The following is a 22,432-nucleotide window of genomic DNA, read 5'->3' on the forward strand; positions in this document are numbered from 1 at the left end:
CCTCCATGACCACAGTATTAACAGGGATCACCACCACTGGAACCCCACACCTGGGAAATTACGTCGGCGCCATTAAGCCGGCCATACATCGCAGCCTGGATGCTGATATCAGCAGCTATTTCTTTCTGGCGGATTTGCACGCCTTGATCAAATGCTGGGAGCCTGAGCGCATCGCCCAATCCACCCGTGAAATTGCCGCCACCTGGCTGGCTTTGGGTCTGGATACAGACAAATCCGTTTTTTACCGCCAGTCGGATGTGCCTGAAATCTCAGAACTCACCTGGTTGCTGACTTGTATGACCGCCAAAGGCCTGATGAACCGATCCCATGCCTATAAAGCGCAAGTGGCTGAAAATCAGGAACAGGGCAGTGAGGATCCGGACAAAGGCATCACCATGGGCTTGTTCAGTTACCCGATTTTAATGGCGGCGGATATTTTGATGTTTAATGCCGATGAAGTGCCGGTGGGTAAAGATCAGATTCAGCATTTAGAAATGGCCCGCGACATCGGTGCCCGTTTTAACCATCATTTTGGCGAGCATTTTGTGATGCCAAAAGCGGTGGTGGATGACAATGTGGCGGTTTTGCCCGGTTTGGATGGTCGAAAAATGAGTAAAAGTTATAATAACACCATTCCTTTGTGGCTGCCGGAAAAGAAACTGCGCAAGCATATCATGAAAATTAAAACCAATTCCCTGGAACCGGGGGAGCCAAAAGACCCGGATGATTCCGCTTTGATGGACATTTACCGCGCGTTTGCCAGCGATGAACAAGTGGCTGAAATGCGGCAAGCCTACCGTGACGGAATCGCCTGGGGAACAGCAAAACAAATTATTTTTGAGACTTTGAACACAGAATTGCAACAAGTTCGTCAAAATTATGAAGATTTGATGGCCAATCCTGCTAAGATTGATGAAGAGTTACAAAAAGGGGCGGCCAAAGCCAGACAGTCTGCCAAGCCATTTTTGGCGCAATTAAAAGACGCTGTGGGGATTCGGCCAATTGTTTAATTAGACAGGAATCTCATTTAAATTGGGTCAATGGGATTCTCAGTTTTTAAGAGGTCATCATGATTGATTTTAAATTTGGACAGGTCATGTCCACCTTGTTTAAAACCAAAGAATTTGTTTTATTTCGTTTTTTGATTTATATGGGCATAACGGTGGCTTATATTGCGGTCACCGGCACCGGTGGTGGGATTGGCTATTTGGTCGGCAAAGTGGGGAACAACCCGGAAAGTGGTGTATTTTACGGTATGTTTGGCGGATTTGCGCTGGTCAGCGGTGTGTTGTACTTTTTCCGAGAATACCTGCTCTATTTGGTCAAAGCCGGCCACATTGCGGTGATTGTCAAACACCTGGATAATCAGCCGATGCCTGAGGGCCAAAGTCAGGTGAAGTATGCCCAGGGTGTGGTAAAAGACCGTTTTACCGAGTCCTCGGTCTTATTTGGTGTGGATCAGTTAATTAAAGGTGTGCTGAAAACCTTCACCCGGATTTTTTCCGGTGTGATGCTGTTGCTGCCGTTTATTCCGCAACCGCTGGTCAAGTTTGCCAACGCGGTGGTGACCATGTCCTTAACCTATGTGGATGAGGTGATTCTGGCTTATTATATCCGTAATAATTCCACCAATCCCTGGGAAGATTCCCGCAAAGCCCTGGTTTTGTATGCACAAAACTACAAAACATTTCTGAAAAATGCCTTGTTTTTAACGGTTATGACCTGGGTTATGGCCTTATTGGTGTTGATTGTGGTGTTTGCCCCGCTGGCGGCACTCATGAGCTTTGGCGGCTATGAAGGTGGATTCTGGCCGTTCGCACTGGCGGTGGTCACCGCCTGGGGCTTAAAAGCCGCTTTGATAGATCCGTTCGCCATGACGGCGCTTATGCAGGTCTTTTTTAAAGTCACTGAAGGCCAGGAACCCAATCCCGAATGGGAAGCCAAATTAGAGCGCGGTTCCAAGAAATTCGTCAAACTCAAAGAAAAAGCCTTTAACTGGGTGCAAGGCGATCGTGCGAAAACCGATGACACCGCAGCTAAAATAACCCAAACCGATTAAACATTAAAGCCCGGCTCGGCCGGGCTTTTTTGATGAGCCCTTTTAGTCAACGTATCCTGTCAATCATTGCGGCCGTTCCTGTCGGCCAGGTGGCCACCTATGGTCAAATCGCGGTCATGGCCGGTGAGCCCCGCGCTGCCCGTCAGGTATCACGCTTATTGCACAGTTGCAGTGATAAATATAATTTACCCTGGCACCGAATTATCAACGCCCAAGGACGGATTGTCTTGAATGGCCTGTCGGCCCGAAAACAGACCCAAAAATTACGCGCTGAAGGCATTGAAATATCAGACCGTCATCGCATAGACTTAACGGTTTATCAATGGCAACCCAAGCGGGATGATTAAAACAAAAGAATACAAGAAACGCCGCCAACAACTGTTGAAACGCGCCGGTAATGATGCCGTCATTATTGTTAAATCTCGGCAAGAAAAACTGCGCAACGGCGATGCCCAATACCGTTATCGACAAGACAGTGATTTTTACTATTTAACCGGATTTAATGAGCCGGATGCGCTGCTGGTACTTATTCAGACTGGTGAGCAAACGGCTGAAATTTTATTTTGTCGTGAAAAAAACCTCGACAAAATGATTTGGGACGGTCCCATGACAGGCACTGAATCGGCTGTCCGAGATTATGGTTTTGACCGGGCTTACGACATCAAAGAAGCTGATCAAAGAATGCCGATTTTTTTGCAGGATCGAGAACGCCTGGTGTTCAAACTGGGTGAGCATGAAGATTTTGATCATAAAGTCAGTGACTGGGTTAAAAATATAGAACACCGTAAGGGTCAAAAATCGCGCGCGCCCAAAGAATTTGTGTCGCTCGATCCCATGGTTCACGATATGCGGCTGTATAAAAGCCGCGCAGAAATTCGTTGTCTGAAAAAATCCGCAGAGATAGCGGTACAAGCCCACCTTCGCATGATGCAAACCTGCCGGCCGGGATTGAATGAATATGATTTACAAGCCGAGTATATACATGAATTAACACGCCATCGATCTGAACCCAGCTATTTGCCGATTATCGGCGGGGGCAGTAATGCGTGTATTCTTCACTATATTAATAATAATCAACCATTAAAAAATGGAGATCTGGTGTTGATTGATGCCGGTGCTGAATATGATTATTATGCCTCAGACATCACCCGCACCTTTCCGGTGAATGGTCGTTTCACTGCCCGACAACGGGATTTGTATGAAGTGGTTCTACAAGCTCAGAAAAATGCCATTGCCGCGGTAAAACCGGGCAATCCCTGGAATAAACCGCATCAGGCGGCAGTCAAAACCCTGAGTCAGGGATTGCTCGACCTGGGTATTTTAACAGGCTCTTTAAATCAGGTCTTAGAAGAAAAAGCCTATCAACCCTATTATATGCATATGACCGGCCATTGGCTGGGCCTCGATGTCCACGATGTGGGTGATTATCAGGTGGATGACTTGTGGATTGAACTGGAAAAAGATATGGTACTCACCATAGAGCCGGCCTTGTATATCGGTGAACACACCGAAGCGCCGGCAGCCTGGAAAGGTATTGGTATTCGTATTGAAGATGATGTTCTGGTCACGGACAGCGGTGCTGATGTATTGTCATCTGAGCTGGTTAAAGAGATTGATGACATTGAAGAATTAATGAGAGATAACACATGAAGAAAATACTAGCCGTTTTTTTGTTGGGCCTCAGTGGCGCCGGTTTTGCCTTAACGGTGTCCTGTGGTCATTTGTTTGACAGTGAGCAGGGTAAATTTGTTGAAAACCAGCTTATTGACATTGATCAGGACAAAGTTAGGGCTGTCCTGGATAAAAAAGACCAGATCATTGATTTGGAATTCAGTGACGGCTATTGTCTGCCCGGTTTAATCGATGCGCACACCCATTTGTCTTCTCAAATGGGCCCCGACAGTTATGTTAAAAAATTCACGTCCAATGCCCCGGATGTGACTTTAAACGCTGTTCAGTATGCCGATCGTACGATACAGGCGGGCTTTACCACAGTCCGTGATCTGGGAGATTCTTATGGCGTCACTGTGGCTTTACGGGATGCCATTCATGCTGGTAAGGTCGTTGGACCGAGAATTTTTACTTCCGGAAAATCTCTGGCCACCACCGGTGGTCACGCCGATCCCAGCAATGGATACCGGCATGGCTTACACCCGCCCACCGGACCTGCAGACGGTGTGGTTAATGGTCCGGTGGAAGCGCGCCGGGCGGTGAGACAACATTACCAGGATGGCGCCAATCTGATTAAAATCACGGCCACCGGCGGTGTTTTGAGTCAGGCTTCCAGTGGTGATAACAGTCAGTTTACGCGGGATGAACTCGAGGCCATTATTTCAACGGCCCGGGACTATGGCTTTAAAGTGGCCGCCCATGCCCATGGCAAGGCCGGTATGAAACGGGCGATTGAAGCCGGTGTGGACAGCATTGAACACGGCAGTTATCTGGATGATGAAATTGTCAAACTGATGAAAAAACATGGCACGTATTTAGTACCGACCTTGATGGCCGGTGATTTTGTCGCTAAAAAAGCCCGGGAAGACGGTTATTTTCCGCCGATGGTGGCCAAAAAAGCCGCCACCATCGGACCTATTATGGGTGCGGCGTTTAAACGGGCTTATGACGGTGGTGTTAAGATTGCTTTTGGGACTGATAGCGGTGTGTCTGAACACGGTGATAATGCCCGTGAATTTGCATTGATGGTGGAACAGGGCATGTCACCGGCAGAAGCCATCGTGTCAGCCACCAGGTCTGCCGCTGAATTGATTGGTGATGATAAAATCGGTGTCATCAAAAACGACAGTTACGCCGATATGGTGGTGGTCAAAAGCAATCCCTTAGATAATATTCAGACACTCACCGATATTCCGGTGGTTATTAAAGGAGGTCAAGTGATTAAAAATGAATACGCAGATTAATACCCGAATTTTAAAATACCACGCCGGTGATGTGCAGGCGCACGGCTTTTTGGCTGAACCGCATCATCCCGACCCACATGCAGCGGCCATCTTACTGGTGCCGATGTGGAAAGGCCGGGTTGAATTTATTGAGGACAAAGCCCGGAAGATGGCTGAACGTGGAATGACTGCATTAGCAGTGGATCTTTATGGAGATGGTGTGGTGGCGGCAGACAACGATGAGGCGGCAGCTTTGATGCAACCGTTGCTGGATGATCGGGCCGAATTACACCGCCGCATCCAGGCCGGCTTTGAAGCCTTGAGTCAACAAAACGTGGCCGCCGATAAAATCATCGCCATTGGCTATTGTTTTGGCGGTCTGGTGGTGCAGGATTTGGCCCGGATTAATCATCAGGTGGCCGGGGTGGTGTCAGTGCACGGTTTAATGAACAAGCCGGATGTGAAAACGCCGGAACACTGGACAGCCAAAGTGATGTTGCTACACGGTGCCAAAGACCCGATGGTCAGCGATGAAGACTGGCTGCAATTACGGGATGAGATGATGCAGGCCGGTTGTGATTGGCAGAAACATGACTTTGGATTGGCTTATCACGCCTTCACCACACCCGGCGCCAATGATCCGGATTTTGGAACGGTTTATGATCAAGACGCCCACCGACGCAGTGAGCAGTTGATTTCAGATTTTATCGCTGAAATAGCGGGACGCTCAATTTAAGTGCCACAAAAGGTTTGGTAGCCGGCATCGTATTCAGGTGCCGGTTGCTGAAACCGCTGGGTGTTTTTGGTGGTCTGATAGGGTGACTGAAGTACCTGTAGAAACATTTTAAACGGATGTAAATCATTGTTTTCCACAGCCGCCGACAGAACCTGTTCGACCTCATGATTTCGCGGAATGACCAAGGGGTTGTGCTTTTTCATGGTTGATTGAACAGACTGTAAATCCGCTGTGGGTAATTGCTGGCGCCATTGCCCATAATAATCGCCCAATTGGTCTTTGAGTGCATCGTCATCAGTGGATTTTTTAGCATTTTCAGTCAATGCGATAAACACTGAGGTGTAATCCAACTGTTTTGTTTGTAATCTTTTAAGGAAATTATCAATCCATGGGCGTTCAAACACAGGCCGGTTAAAGCCTAATTTGCGGTTCATCATCGCCACAAAGTCCGTGGACTGTTGTTCCGGAATGGCTTTAATCATGTCTTCGGCCTGTTGCAAGGCCACCTTTTCATCGGCGTTAATTAAGGGTAATAAACATTCGGCCAGACGCGCCATATTCCATTGCATGATGCGGGCTTGTTGGCCAAAGGCGTAGCGTCCTTGACGGTCAATGGAGCTGAATACCGTGGCCGGATGGTAAACACCCAACATGGCACAAGGCCCGTAATCAATGGTTTCGCCGCTGAGTAAGGTGTTATCGGTGTTCATGACGCCGTGAATAAAACCAACCCGCAGCCAATGATTGATAAGTGTAATCTGTTTTTGAATAACCGCCTGAAGTAAATCAAGGTATTGATTTCGACTATTTTTAAGTTCAGGATAATGACGAGCAATCACAAAGTCAGCCAGTTTTTTTACCACACCATTCTGGCCGCGGGCGGCAAAATATTCAAAAGTGCCCACCCGAATATGCGATGAGGCCACCCGGGTGACAATGGCACCGGGCAACAGTTTTTCTCGCAAGACTTTATCGCCGGTACTGACCACCGCCAAACAACGGCTGGTGGGTACACCCAGATGATACATGGCTTCACTCATTAAATATTCACGCAAAGCCGGTGCTAAACTGCATAAGCCATCTCCGTTGCGTGAAAAGGGGGTTTGTCCGGAGCCTTTGAGTTGTAATTCAAAGGTACCATCATCGGTGTGCACCTCGCCCAATAAATGCGCCCGACCATCACCGAGTTGCGGATTAAAATGCCCGAATTGATGGCCGGCATAGGCACAGGCCACCGGCTGAGAGCCGGGTAAATTTATCTGACCACTAAAATATTCGGCACGTTTTGCGGTTTCTAATGATTGAATATGGAGCTGCCCGGCCAATTGTTCATTCCACAACAACAGCTTAGGGTCGCTGACCATAAAAGGCTGAGTCGCCCGGCATAACTGCGGGTCTAATTGTGCATAGTCATTAGTGAGTTTCATTGAGGTCAATATGTGTATTGTCTTTAATGAATAACCGGTACATGGCGGGTATCACCAGTAAAGACAAGGCCGTTGACACCGATAAACCTGAAATTATGGACCAGGCCAGCGGCGGCCACAAGGTCGATTTGGTCATCACCAGGGGCAATAAACCGGCGATGGTGGTTAAAGTTGTGAGGATAATCGGTCGGGTTCGCCGGGCGACACCTTGTTGAATGGCTGTTGCCAAATCCATGCCTTCATCCTGATTGCGTTGGATTAAATCCAACAAAACGATGGCATTATTCACCACAATACCAACCAATGCCAAGACCCCTAAAGTCGCGGTAAAACCAAAAGGCGTGCCTGTGAGCAGTAAGCCCAGGGGCACACCGGAAAAGGCCAGTGGTACGGTGATTAAAATAATCAGCACTTTTCTAAATGAATTAAACTCAATCAATAAAAACACCAACAATAAAATCACCCCGATGGGTAAAGCATTGCCCAAGGATTGATTGGCTTCGCTGGATTCCTTGGCTGCTCCGGCAATTTGATAGGATACACCCCGTGGAAAATCCATGTCATCCAGTTTTGGTAATAACTGAGTTAACACATCATTATAGGTATAGCCGTCTTTGGTTTCGGCATAAATACTGGCCGTGCGTTGTAAGTCCAGGTGGTGAATAGCGGCCGGTAAGTATGAAATGTTATCTTCACTGATGGTACTTAAAGACAATGTGTCCCGGCCGTGATAAATGGAAATGTCGGATAATTGCTCAATTGGAAAGTTAACATGCTCGGCCGATTGCATGACGATATTCATGGGATCCTTATCCCCGCGATATTGGCCAATAACCTGACCGGAGGTGCGTAAAGCCAGACCGGACGCCAGCTGTTGCCGCGTGATGTTGTTCATATTGAGTAACCCATCATCGGGTGTTAGGGTTAATTTCGCCATCCCCAGCCCCAGGGTGTTGCGCACCATACGCGCGCCCTGGGTGTTCTGCAGCTCGGATTGAATGGTTTGCACCGCATCACGGAGTTGTAAACGGTCATGGGCAATCACTTTGAGTTCAACCGGGGCTTCTGCCGGTGGCCCCTGCCCAAGGCGATGGGCGACGACCTCAGCTTGTGGAAATTGTGGGTTTATAGATGCACCAATCCATTGAATAAGTTCCTGACTGTTATCCACATCATCCAGAATGGCGACAATTCTGGCCACATGCGGTGAATGGGGTTTTTCCACCAGATTATAGTAAAAAACTGGCCCTGAATTACCCACAAAAGTTACCGTTTCTTGAACATGATCACGGGCAGCGATTTGCCGGGCTATGTTGCGGCTGACAAACATGTTTTCTTCGATGTGGTAATTCTCCGGATATTTAATATCGATAACCAATTGATTGCGGTCAGTATCGGGGAAAAAGTCTTTTTGCACATGGCTGAACAAATACGCAGATAAGCCAATAAACAGCACCGCAATAAGGATAATTAAACCACCTTTTGTGGTGGCCAGACCACCCAGTTTTTCTCCCAACTTTTCCAAAGACGATTGCCGGCGTTGTTGATTGGGCTTTAGAAAAAGGTGGCTAAACGCCGGCGTTACCATAATGGCATAGACATAACTGACTGAAATCGACAGAATAATCATCACAGGAATTGCCCGGGTGAAATCAGAAGCATTGCCCTGGGATAATAGCATCGGCATAAAAGCCGCGATGGTGGTACCGGTGGCTGAACCCAGTGACATGGCCAGTTGTTTCACAGAAATCACGGAGGCTTCGCCGCCACGGCGACCCTGGTCGATGTAATATTGTATGTTTTCGACCATGACAATGGCATTATCAACCAACATCCCCAGGGCAATGACCATGCCGGCAATGGCAATCTGATGCAGCACGCCGCCACCGAGATTAAAGATGGCCAATGCTGAAAAAGTCACCAGAGGAATAATGGTGGCCACCACCAGGCCGGGGCGTAACCCTAAAAATAAAGCTAAAATTATGGTCACTAAGGCCATACCGGTCAGTAAAGAATAGCCAAGCTCTCGCAAACGGTCTGTGACCCGATCGGGCTGAAAAAACACTTCTTCAATGGTCACATTTGGGTATTCTTGAGCCAGATCAGCGACGTAATCGCGCAGTTGTTCACCAAAATCGACCACATTCAAACGATTATTAGGCACATATACGGCCAAAGCCACCGCCCGTTCTCCCTGATGCCAAAAGCCGCTTTGACCTACTGTTTCAGACTCAATCCGGACATCGGCGAGGGTTGAAAGTGGTAATTGTTCGCCGTTAAATAATTGAATCGGTGTATTTTTAATTTCATCCAGTGACTTAAATTCAGTGTGTGCATCCAGGCTGACCCGCTGATGACCGACATGCAGCGGCTTAATGGGCCGGGCTTTGGTTTTGGCGTTGATTTGCTCGGCTATGGATTCATGATTTATGACCCGGCTGGACACAAAATCATCTTTGAGGGTGATGGTGACTTGTTCTTCGGGCATGCCGTAAAGTCGCACCTTGCCCACCCCTTTTAACCCGAACATGCGGTTTTTAATATCTTTGGCAGCACGCCGTAAATGCATGACATCGTTGTTTCCGGCGATGGCATACACCGCCAGCGCAGTGTCCAGTAAACGGTCTTCCACGGTGGCTTCCAGTACGCCTTCGGGAAATTCACGTTCGGCGCGGGTCACCGCGCGTCTGACTTTGTCCCACACCAGATCGGTGTCATTAATATGTTCCAGCATCTGTACCACCACCTGGGCAAAACCATCGCGAACGGTGGACCGAATTTCTTCTAACTCTTCGATTTGGGCGAGTTCTTCTTCCAGCGGTTTGAGCACCTGTTGCTCAATTTTATGCACATCCGCACCGGGATATTGAACCAGCACAAAACCATGACGATAGGGGAAAAACGGGTCTTCCTGGCGATTCATACTCGTCCAGGACAAAATGCCAAATAAGGCCAGCAAAATCGAGGTGGTTAAAATCAGTCTTTTCTGATTAACCAGTAATCGCACAATACTCATGATTCAGAGGATTTTTGTGGTGGTGTTAAGGTACTTTGGCCTGCGGTGACCACAGTTAACGGTGGTGTTTGCGGTCGCTCAAAACGAACCCAAATGTGGTTATTATCAAAAGCAACCACTTGAACCGCTTGATGTTGCAACTGTTCATTGTTAAGTACATAGACATAAGGTTCATTAATGCCGTCATCAATCACGGCACTCACCGGTAATTGATAAATATTATCAATAGGTTCGGGGATGGTGATGTCTATTTTTTGGCCGGCCAACAAGGTGGTATTGGGTGTTAAACTGACCAGGACTTTAAAAAGTTGCGAAGCCGGATTGGCTGAGCGGCTGATTTCCTTCACGGTAACGATCCATTTATCTGGTCCATTATGGGCTGTTAAGTCCTGATTGATTTGCAGCTGTTTAAGTAAGGCATGACTGACATATAGTGGGGCCTCAAAAAGATTGGAGCCACTGAAGACAATCACGGCCTGTCCGGCCTGAACCTGAGCTCCCGGTTTGACCATAATATCGGCCACTTCACCGGCAAACGGGGCAGTGAGGGTGGCTTCTTTTAAATTGTTTTGGGCGGCTTGTAATTCAGCTTGTAATGTCTCTTGTTGTGATTTAAGTTGTTGCACCCGGCTGGATAAACGATCCAGTTGGTTTTGGCTGATGGCTTGAATGGCGGACAGGGATTGATTCCTTTCCAGCTCAGACAGGGTTTGATTTAAGTTCGCTTGATTGGCCTCGATTTGACTCTGGATACGATCAATTTGTGGCGCTAAAGCGGGATTATAAAGCGCCAGGAGTGCCTGTCCTTTATTCACCTGCTGGCCAATTTCTACATACTGTTCAGACAACCGGCCACTAACCTGAAAGGCCAGCTGGGCTTGCTCAACGGCTTGCACAAAAGCACTGATTTTATGTTGCTTATAGTGGGTTTTTGGCGAGAACTCAGCACGGATGATGGCACTGTCATCGCTGTTTTGGCTTGGTTGATTGTCATCACTGCAGGCTGCGAGTAATAACAGCACAATGATGCCGATGGTCAAAACATAAAAACGACTGTGCTTCGCAGATCTTTGGTCGGTCATTGGGTTCATGGTTTTATCCCTTTCATTAACAAAGCAATAAAATGATTCATAAATGTGTCGTCATCCCGGTAAATGGCTGCGTCCCATTGCTCAAAGCGACAGCGGGCCACAAAATATTGATTAATACCGTTGATAAACGTCATGATAAGCACACTTGGATTGATACCGGGGCGAATCAGTCCTTGTTCCTGAGCGCTTTTAATTAAAAATTCGCCTTGTTGAAACAAAGGGCGATCTAAATCCCCGCAGCCGGCGTCATTGTCCAGATGGGCATAACTGAAAAACCGTGCCACCAAAGGGTTTTGCTTTATAAAGTTAAAGTAATTTCGCATCGATTTTTCAATCAACGTCAGCGGGTTCTTTTCCTGCTCAAACAGAATTTCCTGGGTTTGGGCGTATTGATTAAAGTAATGCTGTTTAACCTCATCCCATAACTGCTCTTTGTTACCAAAATGGTGAAATATCAGGCTTTTGGTGACATCTGATTGCTCGGCAATCATGGCCACCGACACATGGGCAAAGCCATGTTCGGCGAATAAAGTTAAGGCCGCGTCTAAAATTGCTTCTTTTTTTGTGATTGATGGATTCATAGTGGCGGATTATACAATTGACTGACCGGTCGGTCAATTGTATTGAATCACTAAACTGCCGGTTGTTACATCTTATGGGTTATACTCAGCTATTTATCTGATCTCACGATATGCGCCCTTCTTATTCACTTAAATATAAATTGGCCTCTTTATTTGTTCTGATGTTTTGTTGTGCGCATGTGCAGGCAGCAACTTTTTACCTGATTCGACATGCCGAAAAACAAACCGGCGACGACCCGAGCCTGACCCAAGCGGGACATGAGCGCGCTCATCGAATCGCGAATCTGTTAGCGCAGGCCCATATCAAAAAGATTTATTCAACAGACTACCGCAGAACACAACAAACGGCATCACCTCTGGCTCAAAAGTTGGCGGTTCCTATCACCACATATAATCCGAAAAATTTACAGCAATTGGCCAAAAAATTGCGGCAATCAAAAGAAAATGTCGTTATTTTCGGCCACAGCAACACCACACCTCAATTAGTGAGATTGCTTTCGGGACAAGCGATACCGGATATGGATGAAAGCACCTATCATCTCATCTATCAGGTCATCACCTTCCCCGAGTCCAAAAATAATAAAACCGCGGTCAATGTTTTAAGCAGTCAATAATACACGGGTTGGAAACTATGCCATTGTGGTGAATATTAAATGGATAACCACAAAGCCCACAAAGGTTGCACAAAGAACACAATGTCATATTTATGGTGACAGTTCTTGATGACCTCTGCGAGTCCTTTGTGTTCTCTGTGGAAAGCTATTTGAAAAAGAATCGGATGCCTGTCCCAGATTTGGCACTCTGTGGAAAGCTATTTGAAAAAGAATCGGATGCCTGTCCCAGATTTGGCACCATACAAAAAATAATGCATAAAAATAATCAAGCAATAAACGTATGGTGGTATTAATATGTCAATATCCATACTTTGAAGAAATTAGCAAGTTGAGTTCAAATCATAATAAAGTTAATAATCTGCCAAGCAATAAACCTGTCATCATTAGCCGGTTGGTGTTGCTATTAAGTCTGGTGTTTTGTTTTATTACTGGTCTTAGCCATGCCACTCGCTATCGTCACCTGAGTATGGGGGAATATAGTCAATTGGCTGAATTGATTGTGATTGGTGATACATATAAAGATAAAAATGATCAATATATTAAAATCACCCAGGTACTAAAAGGTGATAAGTCATTTCGGCATAAAACCATTTCATTAACCAATAAGCATTTAGATAGACCCAATAGAATAACAGTGGCCGGTTCCTATCGATTTCCACCGATAGGTGAAAAGAATGTGGCTGTTTTATTCAGTGAAGATTGGCAAAACAGGCGTGTCTTTGACATGTTTGTTTATAGTTATACCGATAAAGATGACATACGAAATTTAAAAAAAATGTTAGCTATAATTGATGTAGATAATGAAAGCAGAAGATTAAAAAAACTCATGAAGTTTGCTTTACAAGAACCGTTATCGAATTCAGCTATGCGGGAACAATTTGTAACAGAAATAGCTTACCTTGAAGATCCCAAAAGCTTTCCTGTGGTGCTTGCGTATTTTGAACAGGTATTGATGCAGCATGAAAAATTTTTACAGAAGACATCATCTTCAGAAGCCAAAAGTTTAGCTGAAGAATATTTATATGATTTGATGCGCGCAATCAATGAAACCGCTGATTTGCGGGCAGTCCCTTTTTTTGTGTCTGCCTTAGATTCAAATTCTGAAGAAGTTCGCAATACAGCAGCCCATGCCCTATATTTCACGTATCCGGGTGCTCCTGGTGTGACAGAAGCTTTTATCCGTTTTAAAGATACCCAAGGTGTTCATGAATTTGCCGCTCAATACTTAGCATTAAGATTTGACTACAAGGATTCTAATCCATTGGCAGAACATCCCTTGTACATAGCAAATAAATTAATAGAACAAGGAAAATTACAAGCAGCAAGAAGGATTTATCACCAACAGTTAGTTTTAAATGAAGCCACATTGTCTGATAAATTATTCACGGCTCAAGCACTGTTGAACATTTCCAATGAAGGAGATAAGGGCTATTTGGTTCAACATCTGCTACCGGAAATAGACGCCATGCTGATGACTGAAAAAAATTACTTCCCCAACTTGGACAGAGTGATTGATATTCTGACTGAAATTCCTAATCAAGCCAGATTACCTGCTGTTCTTAGAATTTTGGAATTAAAAATAAACCAAAATCAAAAAGCTTTTATTAAAGCAGTTTTTGTCGTTGCCACCATGGGGGATTCCGCTATTCGACAAGCTGAGTCTATTATTTTAAACAGGCTCAGCAATATTAAATACAAAGGAAAAATTTACGGCTGTTGTCAAGATTTGCACTTATTATTGGCTCTTATGTGGTTGAACCCTGATCAGGTAGCTCAGCCCCATGCGGAGATATTTTCGGATGAACTTTATAATCATGTCAGACCTTTTTCATCTGTCAGCACTGTTGATGATGAAGCGAAGTTTTTAGCAACACAATTTAAAGACATTAATGATGTCAATCCCATTGTGAAGTTATGGCTTATTCAGCGCATAACTTTTTTAAAAGATGAACAGGCTTTACCGTTGTTACTGAAATTATTAACGGCAGATAGCAACCATGATTATCAGATTCATAAAGCCCTTATGGCTATCGGTGGAGAATCCACCCAAAACGCTATGGTGTCTTTATTTTCTGACCCACGAAAATGGGTAAGAACAACGGCAATCAAAGTCTATGCTAAATTAGCCGGTGAGAAGATTCTGCCTTATTTGCGAAAAATGATAACGGATGAAAATTATGGTGACAAACATGAGGCACTTACCTACTTATATTATTACGGCACACCAGAAGATTTACCTTACCTGAATATAAATTGTGATTTTTGGCAGACCAACAATGATTTACACGACTGGGCATGTCGTGCGAGATATGGCATTTGGGACCGACATGATTATGATCTCAACGGACCCATTAAAAAAGTCAGTGGACTTCCGATAATGTCGCGTGGGAAGTGATTAAATCATAATAAATCGTTAACTTGTTCCAGTTGAGTTAAATATTACAAGCAAGCTTGTTTAAGCTCTGTGGTCTCTGTGTCTTTGTGGTGAATATTAAATTGATAACCACAATGACCACAAGGGATGCTCATAGAACGCTAAGTCATATTTCTATGCTCTATTTCTATGTGACCTCTGTATGTTCTTTGTGTTCTCAGTGGTTAACATTGATTTAAACAGTCTTTCAAGGTCGTCATGATGGATATTTTTAGATTATCAGCGTTTTCTTTTAAGTTTTTGGATTTCGCGGCGGTCTTTTTTGGAGGGGCGGCCTTCGGGTTTGGGGGTGGAGTGGTATTCGAGTTTGCTGAGCAGTTGTTTATCTTGGCGGGCTTGTTGACTGGCTTCGGTTTCTTCATAGAGGGTTTGGGCGACTTTGGCGGGGCCCCGGTTTTCGGATAATTCAAGGACATCAACCACCCATTTTAACTGGTCTTTTTTGATTTCGATTTGATCGCCGACTTCGATACATCTGGCGGGTTTGCAGCGCTGGCCGTTGACTTTGACTTTGCCTTGTTCTATTTTTTTCTTGGCCAAAGAGCGGGTTTTGTAAAACCGGGCGGCCCACAGCCATTTGTCTATTCTCACCATTATAAATCCTTTTTCGGTGGAACAAATAAGTTGCCCGCCAGCAGGCCGACTGAGATGGCGACGGCCACCAGGGCGGCACTGAAAGCGGCCTGAACGCCGGTGATGGTGTCGTGGGTGTACATGGCGGTGAGGGAGTTAAAGCCCATGCTGCCCGGAACCAGTAAAATAATGCCCGGAATCTGCATCAGTGAGGCCGGGTTGTCGGTGATGCGTGAATAAACGTTTCCGGCGGTGGCAATCAACACCGCAGTGGCCAGTGAAATAAAGGGTTGATCCAGCCACAATTTAAACAACTTGGATCCGGTATAGGCGAGGGCGATGGATAAAAATATCCAAAAAACATCGGCAAGACGGGCCTTAAAAATGACCGTAAAGGCCAGTGATGTGATGACAATCGCCAGATAGCGAAACCAGTCGGGTGTGGGTGTTGACTGGGTAAAGGCTTCATCTCCAAACAGGCGGTGACCAATGAGGTAACCCAAAGCCAGACCAAATGACAATAAGAATAACACGGTCACCGCTCCGGCCAGACGACCGCTACCGGATACCAGATGGTCGGTGGACAGCTCACGCATGGCAATGGTGATGCCCAGACCCGGAATTAAAACAATTAACCCCGATAAAGCCACCAGAACATAGTTAATACCTGAACTGTAATGGTGAATCATGATGGCGAGAATGCCCACAACCATTGCAGAAAAAGGCGCAACAACATGGGACAGGTGAAAATATTTATCGCCGGTACGGGCAAATATTCCGGTGACAATACCCAAACAAAAAGCGGATAAGACATCCAGCCAGCCACCTGAAAATAAGGTGGAAAAACCCGCTCCGACGATACCGAAAGCCAAAACCACCAACCAGCCCGGATACTTGGACTCCTGGTCTTTGATGTGGCGGATGGTTTCGATGGCGGTGTCGATGTTAATGACGTTGTTTTCCAAATCATTAATCACGCCATTAATGCGCTGCAGGGTGCCGAGATTGATTTGTCCCACTTTGGTCTTCACCATATAGGTGCGCTGTGCATCACCTTCCCCGATACTGGCGATGATGGCGGTGGGAAACGCCACAAACTGACCTGAAAAATTAAATTTTTCTAAAATCACCTGCATATAGGCTTCCAGACGGTGTGACGGGGTTCCGGCTTCGGCGATGGCTTTGCTGATACTAATCAGCATGGCAGCTTGTTTTTGGCGAATTTTCCTTTTTTCGGAAACCATGATAAGAAAAAAATTAAAAGTACTATATTAACCTGAATAGCGACTATCACCAATAAGCAGGCGTTAGATTTTGGTTTATTTGCCAAAAACCGCTACAATTCATGCTTTGAACAATTCTTGTGTCTATGACAATCCATAATTTTTCCGCCGGCCCGGCGTCACTGCCCGCAGCGGTTAAACAACAACTGAAAAGTGAGCTGGATAACTGGCAGAATACCGGCACTTCGGTGATGGAGGTCTCACACCGAAGTCCAGAGTTCAAAGCGCTGATGGCGGACAATGAAGCCTTATTGCGGTCTTTGCTGGGTATCAGTGATGAGTATGCGGTGTTGTTGGTGCCCGGTGGTGCCCGATTACAATATGCCATGCTACCCATGAATTTGTCTGCACCGAATCGCAAAACGGTTTACCACGTGAATGGTTATTGGGGGTTTTTAGCCTATCAGGAAGCACAAAAATTTTCACAGGTTGTGACCACCACTGAACCGCCCAAAGCGCCCTATCAGCCACAACACAGTCTGGGTGACTATGATGCCGCTCAAATTGACACAGATGCCGATTATTTTCATTACACCAGCAACGAAACATTAGAAGGCATTCAGTGGCACACATTGCCTGACAGCAACGGCTTGCCGTTGTGTTGTGATATGACGTCGGATTTAATGACCCGTGAGGTTAATATAGACGATTACGGCATCATTTATGCCAGTGCCCAAAAGAACCTCGGCATTGCGGGTTTAACCTTGGTGATTGTGCGCAAAGATTTCATCGGCCAACATGATAACAACATACCCACTTTGATGGATTATGCCACCTTTGAACAACACAATTCAGCCTACAACACACCCCCCACCTTTGTGTGGTATGTGATGTATTTGGTGTTGCAATGGTATCAACAACAAGGTGGAATTCAGGTCATGCAAATACGCAACCGGGCCAAAGCCCAAAAACTCTATGATTTCATTGATAACAGTACATTTTATTCAAATCGTGTCGCGCCGGGCATCCGCTCTGAAGTCAATGTGCCTTTTTGGCTGGCGGACGACGGTTTGAATGAGCAATTTTTAAGGGAAAGCAGTGCCGCCGGACTAAAAGCGCTGAAGGGCCATAAAGCCGTGGGCGGTATGCGTGCCAGCATTTATAACGCGGTACCAATGCAAGCGGTGGACGCACTGATTGAATTTATGCGCAATTTTGAGAAACAACATGCTTAAGATCGGTCAAACCAATCATTTAACCATTCAAAAACTGATGACAACCGGTGCCAAATTGGTTACCGATCGCCAAGACACTCTGTTTTTACCGGCCAAGTTTGTGACCGAATCCATGAACGAGGGCGATAACATTTCGGTATTTATTTATTTAGACAAGGATGACCAACCGGTGGCCACCACCGAACAACCCTTGGTTCAAGTAGGTCAGTGCGCGTTTTTAAAGGTGGTGGATGTGAATAAAACCGGTGCCTTTCTGGACTGGGGCTTACCGAAAGATTTATTACTGCCTTATGCGGAGCAAAAACGCCGTTTACAACCGGGTAACAAGCAGGGCGTTTATGTCTATCTCGACAAAGCCTCCAATCGGATCACCGCCACCAGTCGCTTAAATAAGTTTATTCCTGAAATAAATGGCCCGTTTAAAGGCGGTGAACAGGTTGAGTTGTTTTTCTGGGGTAAAACTGAATTGGGCTTTAAGGCGGTGATAAATAACCGGTATTTAGGCTTATTGCACCATCAGGATGATTATGAAAGTGTACGGGTGGGTGAAAAACGCAGCGGTTATATTAAATCCATCAGTCCTGAAGGGAAAATTAATCTGGCTTTGCATTTGCCGAACAAGGCCCAATTGGGTGATCTGGCCGAACAAATTTATGCGGATTTAAAAGCCCGGGGGGGTGAGTCTGATTTAACCGATAAAAGCAATCCCGAAGCGATCAAAGCCAAATGGCAGGTCAGCAAAGGCAGTTACAAAAAAGCCCTGGGCAAACTGTATAAGCAACGCAAAATCAGTCTGGCGGCGGATAAAATCAAACTGATCGATTAAGCCGTCGTTTTGTGACGACCCATTGGATTAAAACCCACAGATAAGCCAGTGACCAGGCACTGACCGCAGCGATTAAATACGCATTACGCTGGCTTGAATAGTCGGCAGCCACGCGTGACAGCACCGCAGCAATAAGCAACAACACGGGGGGGTAAAATATGATGGCCGGAACGTGCCGTTTTGGCATCAGGTATTTGAGTATCACCATCGATGACAAGGTACCGATGGCACCCATGGTAATCACATGCATAAAGGCCGGTTGATAGTGGCCCGTGCTCAATGCATAAGCCAGCAGTATACAACCGCAGATTAGCCACAGATAGCCTAAACTTAAGCCCATTAAATCACTGCGATACCAACAGAGCCAAAACTGCCAACGCAGCAGTCGCAACAACAGCAGGCCGGCCAATAACAACAACACAACCGCCGCGATGCGGTGGGTTTGCGGATGCAACAATAACAGGGAAGCCAGAGGTGGTAAGATTAAAATAAGGGCTTCAATCCGCGGTTGTACCCGCGCGAGTAAAATATAATTTTGTTGCTGTAATTCGCCGGCAAAAGCCGGTGCCAACATGCGCCCGGCGATAAAGGCCATCAGCATAATCAGCAACACCAACAGGCTTTGCATCAGATTTTGCGGACTGATTGGCCAGTGGGTCATTGACAACAATAACCAACCCAGAGGAAAGCAAAATAAGGCCACCAATAAGGGTGCAATCACTTTATTGCGCCATTTTTTCGCCACCAGATAACGTGGTGCGATATGGCGCACCACCCACAGGGCAAACAGTACCGTCAATAACGCGGTAATAAGTGTGCCGGGTGCCATCACAAACGCCACCCGGGCGGTCAGCCACAGTAACAGCATCAGCCGCATTTTAACAGCTGTTTGTTTGCCTAAGGTGTAGCCGCAGATTAAGGCCAGTACAAAACCAAAAAACATTTCATGGGCATGACCCAGACCGATTAAGGCGTGGCCCCAGGGCGTCCAACCCATGCGTGTGGTTTGCGAAAGTACCGACAACACAATGGCAGCCAGACAGGCTGCGGGGAAAAACACATCCTGAGATTTAATTAGTTGTGGTTTGGCTTTCATCATCCGCTGTCATGGCATTATCGGTTAAGTGGCGTATAATAGTTCGCCCGTAATCACTTTGCCATTATTGTCTGTCAACTGTCATGATTAAAACCAATAAACTTGATACCCATCAAATCATCTTGAGCGGCAGGAGGCAGTAATGAACCGGTTACCGCATGCCAAATGGGTTTACTGGTTGATCGCAGTGGTGGCGCTGGCTTTGGGTTTGATTGGTGTGGTGTTGCCGCTGTTACCGACCACACCTTTTTTGATTGTGGCTTTATGGGCCGCCGGTCGCTGTTCGCCCCGCCTGGCCCGGTGGCTTGAAAACCACCCCACAATGGGGCCGCTTTTGCGTAACTGGCGCGACCACCGCGCCATTCCCATCACCGCCAAAGTGTTGGCTTGTTTAATGATGGCGCTCAGTTTTGCGGTGGTCTGGTACCGTGGGGCTTCCACCACGGTACTCATCGTTGTTTTTATCGTGATTATCAGCCTGATGGCTTACATTCTCAGTAAGCCCAGCACCCATATAGGTTCCAATAATTCCCACAAACAACAGAAGAATTAAGTGAGTGATTAACTTTATCGGTACAAGGGGTGCTGGGCAGGCCCAATAACCACACTGAATTAATTAATTGAGACCTCTGCATAAGTCTGGATCTTTGGAAAAAAGAATTGAAAAGCTAAAGTTCAAGGCAGGAAACGCGAGTAATAGCAGGGCTATTGATTAGTTTTCTAACGCAGAAATTTAGCTTTTCAAACTTTTTAACATGATTCACGACTTATGCAGAGGTCTCTAATTCAAAAAAAAAAATTAGAGCCAAACTTACTTCGGCTCTAAACGAATGGCGCCGTCTAAACGAATAACAGAACCGTTTAAATAGGTGTTTTCGATGATATGCGCGGCGGTGTGGGCAAATTCGGCCGGTGAGCCGAGGCGTTTCGGGAAGGGCACGGATTCTCCCAGGGCTTTTTTAATTTCATCGGGCATACCCGAAACCATGGGGGTCATAAAAACGCCCGGGGCAATGGTCATCACGCGAATCCCAAAACGGGTGAACTCCCGCGCCATCGGCAAGGTCATGCCGACAATACCGCCTTTGGACGCTGAATAAGCGGCTTGTCCGATTTGGCCTTCATAGGCTGCCACCGAGGCGGTGTTAATAATCACACCGCGTTGCTGATCTTCATCGCCAGGGTTATTTTGCATAAGTTGGGCGGCGGCTTTGGCGACATTAAAACTGCCCACCAAATTAATTTGAATGGCTTTATTGAAATAATCCAGCGCCATGGGTGCTTCACGGCCCAGGACCCGTCCGGCAGACAATACGCCGGCACAGTTAATCACCACATTCAAGCCCTCCATATTGTCGTTGGCTTGCTGACAAGCCTGTTCAATGGCGGCCTCATTACTGACATCGGCGGCCACAAAAAAGGCCCGTTCAGGATGCAGTTGTTGCTGCTGGGACTGACCGACTTCCTGGTTGATGTCGATGAGGGTGACTTGCCCGCCACCGTCTATAATATGTTGTGCGCAGGCCAGACCCAGTCCGGAAGCGCCCCCTGTTATCAGGGCTTTAACTTGATTTATTTTCATACGATTATTGTAAAGGTTTCTGTTGGTTTAAGGGTCGCATTAAGTAGCATAAACAGTCCAGTTGCACCGCTTGCGGACTGAGGGTAATCATGGCCGGCATCACCGATTGACTCAATTGTAGTTGTTGCGCTTGAATGCGAAAGTATTGTTCCGTGATGTCATAATCCATGGCATCCGTCACCGTAATGGGCATCGGAGTTTGATCGGTTTGTAACTGACCGAACACGGTACCGGGTGCCAACTGATGAAAATTATGATAATCCAAATCTTCAGGAATTTCAAAGTCAACCGGCTCCCGGGTTTCACCGGCCACACCGATGGTCATGTCTTTTTTAAGTTTAACCACGGCAAAAATATTCATCACCTCCTGATCTTCACTGACCCCGGGTAGGTCATTGAGATTAGACAAACGGCATAGATTTTCTAAAAATGTAATGGTTTGTTCAATACCATCGGCGGTTCCGCTCATGCCGCATTCAATGGTGACGGCCGGACAAAACTCAGAAAAAGCCCCTGACTGAATGCCGTCGGGACTGGTGATGTGAATGATGGTTTTTGAAAACAGGGAGGCCAAATTAATGTGTTCTTTTTTAATCGCATTGATACCGGCATAGTGCGGATTGCGGCCGGTGTTGTTATGAATATCGACACTGGCGAGGGGGTTTTGTTGTTTCAAAAATTCGGTGATGTCCGCCATTTTTTTAGCCACTGGGTGGTGATTTGGCCGTTGACCGGGCCAGCAGCGGTTAAAATCAACGCCATTGGCTAACTGGCGCACGTTGTTTTGTGCGGCCTGAACATTGCCAAACAGAATGATCAGGGTTCTGGGTAATCTGGACAGGTGTCGTTTCAGATAAACCCGCAAGGCATCCCAGCCGGTGGTTTCATTGCCATGTTGCAAAATTGATATGAAAATGGGCCGTTTAATGCGCCCTTTCAATTCCACCAGTGTCAAATCATCGACAAACTGATGGAGTTGATTGGCTTTGACTTCTAGTATCCCATCAGGTAATTGCGACAACATCCGGGGCATGTAAGCGTTCTC

At 46.4% G+C, this 22,432-nt stretch carries 19 protein-coding genes and 1 pseudogene; 11 read left to right on the forward strand and 9 right to left on the reverse strand.

All coding sequences use genetic code 11. The features are described from left to right. Positions 1 to 5: 5 nt before the first annotated feature. From IEV16_RS04980 to IEV16_RS05005, 6 genes and pseudogenes are all read left to right on the forward strand, one after another. Positions 6 to 1,004: pseudogene (locus tag IEV16_RS04980) on the forward strand (tryptophan--tRNA ligase); the annotation flags it as partial. Between the two features lie 65 nt (positions 1,005 to 1,069). Next, positions 1,070 to 2,059 carry a hypothetical protein gene (locus IEV16_RS04985; RefSeq protein WP_188364577.1) on the forward strand — a complete coding sequence of 330 codons (990 nt, stop codon included), beginning with the start codon at positions 1,070 to 1,072 and terminating at the stop codon, positions 2,057 to 2,059. Positions 2,060 to 2,091: 32 nt separating this feature from the next. After that, positions 2,092 to 2,406, forward strand: a complete 315-nt coding sequence (locus IEV16_RS04990; protein ID WP_188364578.1) for an MGMT family protein — start codon at positions 2,092 to 2,094, stop codon at positions 2,404 to 2,406. Further along, entirely contained in the window at positions 2,399 to 3,709 is a 1,311-nt protein-coding gene (locus IEV16_RS04995; RefSeq protein WP_188364579.1) for an aminopeptidase P N-terminal domain-containing protein, read from the forward strand. The genes IEV16_RS04990 and IEV16_RS04995 overlap by 8 nt, the downstream gene beginning before the upstream one ends. Then, positions 3,706 to 4,974, forward strand: coding sequence for a metal-dependent hydrolase family protein (locus IEV16_RS05000; protein WP_188364580.1), 1,269 nt, complete (start codon positions 3,706 to 3,708; stop codon positions 4,972 to 4,974). The genes IEV16_RS04995 and IEV16_RS05000 overlap by 4 nt, the downstream gene beginning before the upstream one ends. Continuing rightward, on the forward strand, positions 4,958 to 5,689 hold the full coding sequence (locus tag IEV16_RS05005) for a dienelactone hydrolase family protein (RefSeq protein WP_188364581.1): 732 nt from the start codon (positions 4,958 to 4,960) through the stop codon (positions 5,687 to 5,689). The genes IEV16_RS05000 and IEV16_RS05005 overlap by 17 nt, the downstream gene beginning before the upstream one ends. Here the strand turns inward: IEV16_RS05005 and IEV16_RS05010 are convergent. Genes IEV16_RS05010 through IEV16_RS05025 form a run of 4 tightly spaced genes read right to left on the reverse strand, consistent with a single transcriptional unit; the run spans position 5,686 to position 11,804 of the window. Continuing rightward, complete coding sequence (locus tag IEV16_RS05010; RefSeq protein ID WP_188364582.1) at positions 5,686 to 7,116, reverse strand: protein adenylyltransferase SelO; 1,431 nt, start codon at positions 7,114 to 7,116, stop codon at positions 5,686 to 5,688. The two genes, IEV16_RS05005 and IEV16_RS05010, sit on opposite strands and share 4 nt — an antisense overlap. Beyond that, positions 7,103 to 10,132, reverse strand: coding sequence for an efflux RND transporter permease subunit (locus IEV16_RS05015; RefSeq protein ID WP_188364583.1), 3,030 nt, complete (start codon positions 10,130 to 10,132; stop codon positions 7,103 to 7,105). Before IEV16_RS05015 ends, IEV16_RS05010 begins: the two co-directional genes overlap by 14 nt. Continuing rightward, on the reverse strand, positions 10,129 to 11,223 hold the full coding sequence (locus IEV16_RS05020) for an efflux RND transporter periplasmic adaptor subunit (protein WP_188364584.1): 1,095 nt from the start codon (positions 11,221 to 11,223) through the stop codon (positions 10,129 to 10,131). Before IEV16_RS05020 ends, IEV16_RS05015 begins: the two co-directional genes overlap by 4 nt. After that, on the reverse strand, positions 11,220 to 11,804 hold the full coding sequence (locus IEV16_RS05025) for a TetR/AcrR family transcriptional regulator (RefSeq protein WP_188364585.1): 585 nt from the start codon (positions 11,802 to 11,804) through the stop codon (positions 11,220 to 11,222). Before IEV16_RS05025 ends, IEV16_RS05020 begins: the two co-directional genes overlap by 4 nt. A gap of 110 nt (positions 11,805 to 11,914) precedes the next feature. Here IEV16_RS05025 and IEV16_RS05030 point away from each other — a divergent pair, with 110 nt between their 5' ends. Both IEV16_RS05030 and IEV16_RS05035 read left to right on the forward strand, forming a co-directional pair. Next, the gene (locus tag IEV16_RS05030; protein ID WP_188364586.1) at positions 11,915 to 12,418 is read left to right on the forward strand and encodes a SixA phosphatase family protein; all 504 of its coding nucleotides are present in this window, start codon (positions 11,915 to 11,917) and stop codon (positions 12,416 to 12,418) included. Positions 12,419 to 12,698: 280 nt separating this feature from the next. Further along, complete coding sequence (locus tag IEV16_RS05035; RefSeq protein WP_188364587.1) at positions 12,699 to 14,813, forward strand: HEAT repeat domain-containing protein; 2,115 nt, start codon at positions 12,699 to 12,701, stop codon at positions 14,811 to 14,813. A 258-nt stretch (positions 14,814 to 15,071) separates the two neighbouring features. Here the strand turns inward: IEV16_RS05035 and IEV16_RS05040 are convergent, their stop codons facing one another. After that, a complete protein-coding gene (locus tag IEV16_RS05040; protein WP_188364588.1) occupies positions 15,072 to 15,446 on the reverse strand; it encodes an RNA-binding S4 domain-containing protein in 375 nt (124 codons plus the stop codon). After that, a complete protein-coding gene (locus IEV16_RS05045; protein ID WP_188364589.1) occupies positions 15,446 to 16,627 on the reverse strand; it encodes a threonine/serine exporter family protein in 1,182 nt (393 codons plus the stop codon). Before IEV16_RS05045 ends, IEV16_RS05040 begins: the two co-directional genes overlap by 1 nt. Positions 16,628 to 16,794: 167 nt before the next feature. On the opposite strand from IEV16_RS05045, the gene serC reads away from it, so the two are divergent. Both serC and IEV16_RS05055 read left to right on the forward strand, forming a co-directional pair. Then, positions 16,795 to 17,883 (forward strand): 3-phosphoserine/phosphohydroxythreonine transaminase, encoded by a 1,089-nt coding sequence (gene serC / locus IEV16_RS05050; protein WP_188364590.1) that lies wholly within the window; start codon positions 16,795 to 16,797, stop codon positions 17,881 to 17,883. Then, entirely contained in the window at positions 17,876 to 18,709 is an 834-nt protein-coding gene (locus IEV16_RS05055; RefSeq protein ID WP_188364591.1) for a CvfB family protein, read from the forward strand. Before serC ends, IEV16_RS05055 begins: the two co-directional genes overlap by 8 nt. Here IEV16_RS05055 and IEV16_RS05060 read toward each other — a convergent pair. Next, entirely contained in the window at positions 18,693 to 19,808 is a 1,116-nt protein-coding gene (locus IEV16_RS05060; RefSeq protein WP_188364592.1) for an NnrS family protein, read from the reverse strand. The two genes, IEV16_RS05055 and IEV16_RS05060, sit on opposite strands and share 17 nt — an antisense overlap. Positions 19,809 to 19,947: 139 nt before the next feature. Here IEV16_RS05060 and IEV16_RS05065 point away from each other — a divergent pair, with 139 nt between their 5' ends. Beyond that, positions 19,948 to 20,358, forward strand: coding sequence for a YbaN family protein (locus IEV16_RS05065; protein WP_188364593.1), 411 nt, complete (start codon positions 19,948 to 19,950; stop codon positions 20,356 to 20,358). A gap of 258 nt (positions 20,359 to 20,616) precedes the next feature. Here IEV16_RS05065 and IEV16_RS05070 read toward each other — a convergent pair whose 3' ends face one another. Together IEV16_RS05070 and IEV16_RS05075 are read right to left on the reverse strand one after the other, a co-directional pair. Next, positions 20,617 to 21,387, reverse strand: coding sequence for an SDR family NAD(P)-dependent oxidoreductase (locus IEV16_RS05070; protein ID WP_188364594.1), 771 nt, complete (start codon positions 21,385 to 21,387; stop codon positions 20,617 to 20,619). 4 nt (positions 21,388 to 21,391) lie between these two features. Continuing rightward, positions 21,392 to 22,420: a M14 family metallopeptidase gene (locus IEV16_RS05075; RefSeq protein WP_188364595.1), complete on the reverse strand. Its 1,029-nt coding sequence runs from the start codon at positions 22,418 to 22,420 to the stop codon at positions 21,392 to 21,394. Positions 22,421 to 22,432: the final 12 nt, after the last annotated feature.

Origin of the sequence: Marinicella pacifica (assembly GCF_014636635.1) — a bacterium.
GTDB lineage: Bacteria > Pseudomonadota > Gammaproteobacteria > Xanthomonadales > Marinicellaceae > Marinicella > Marinicella pacifica.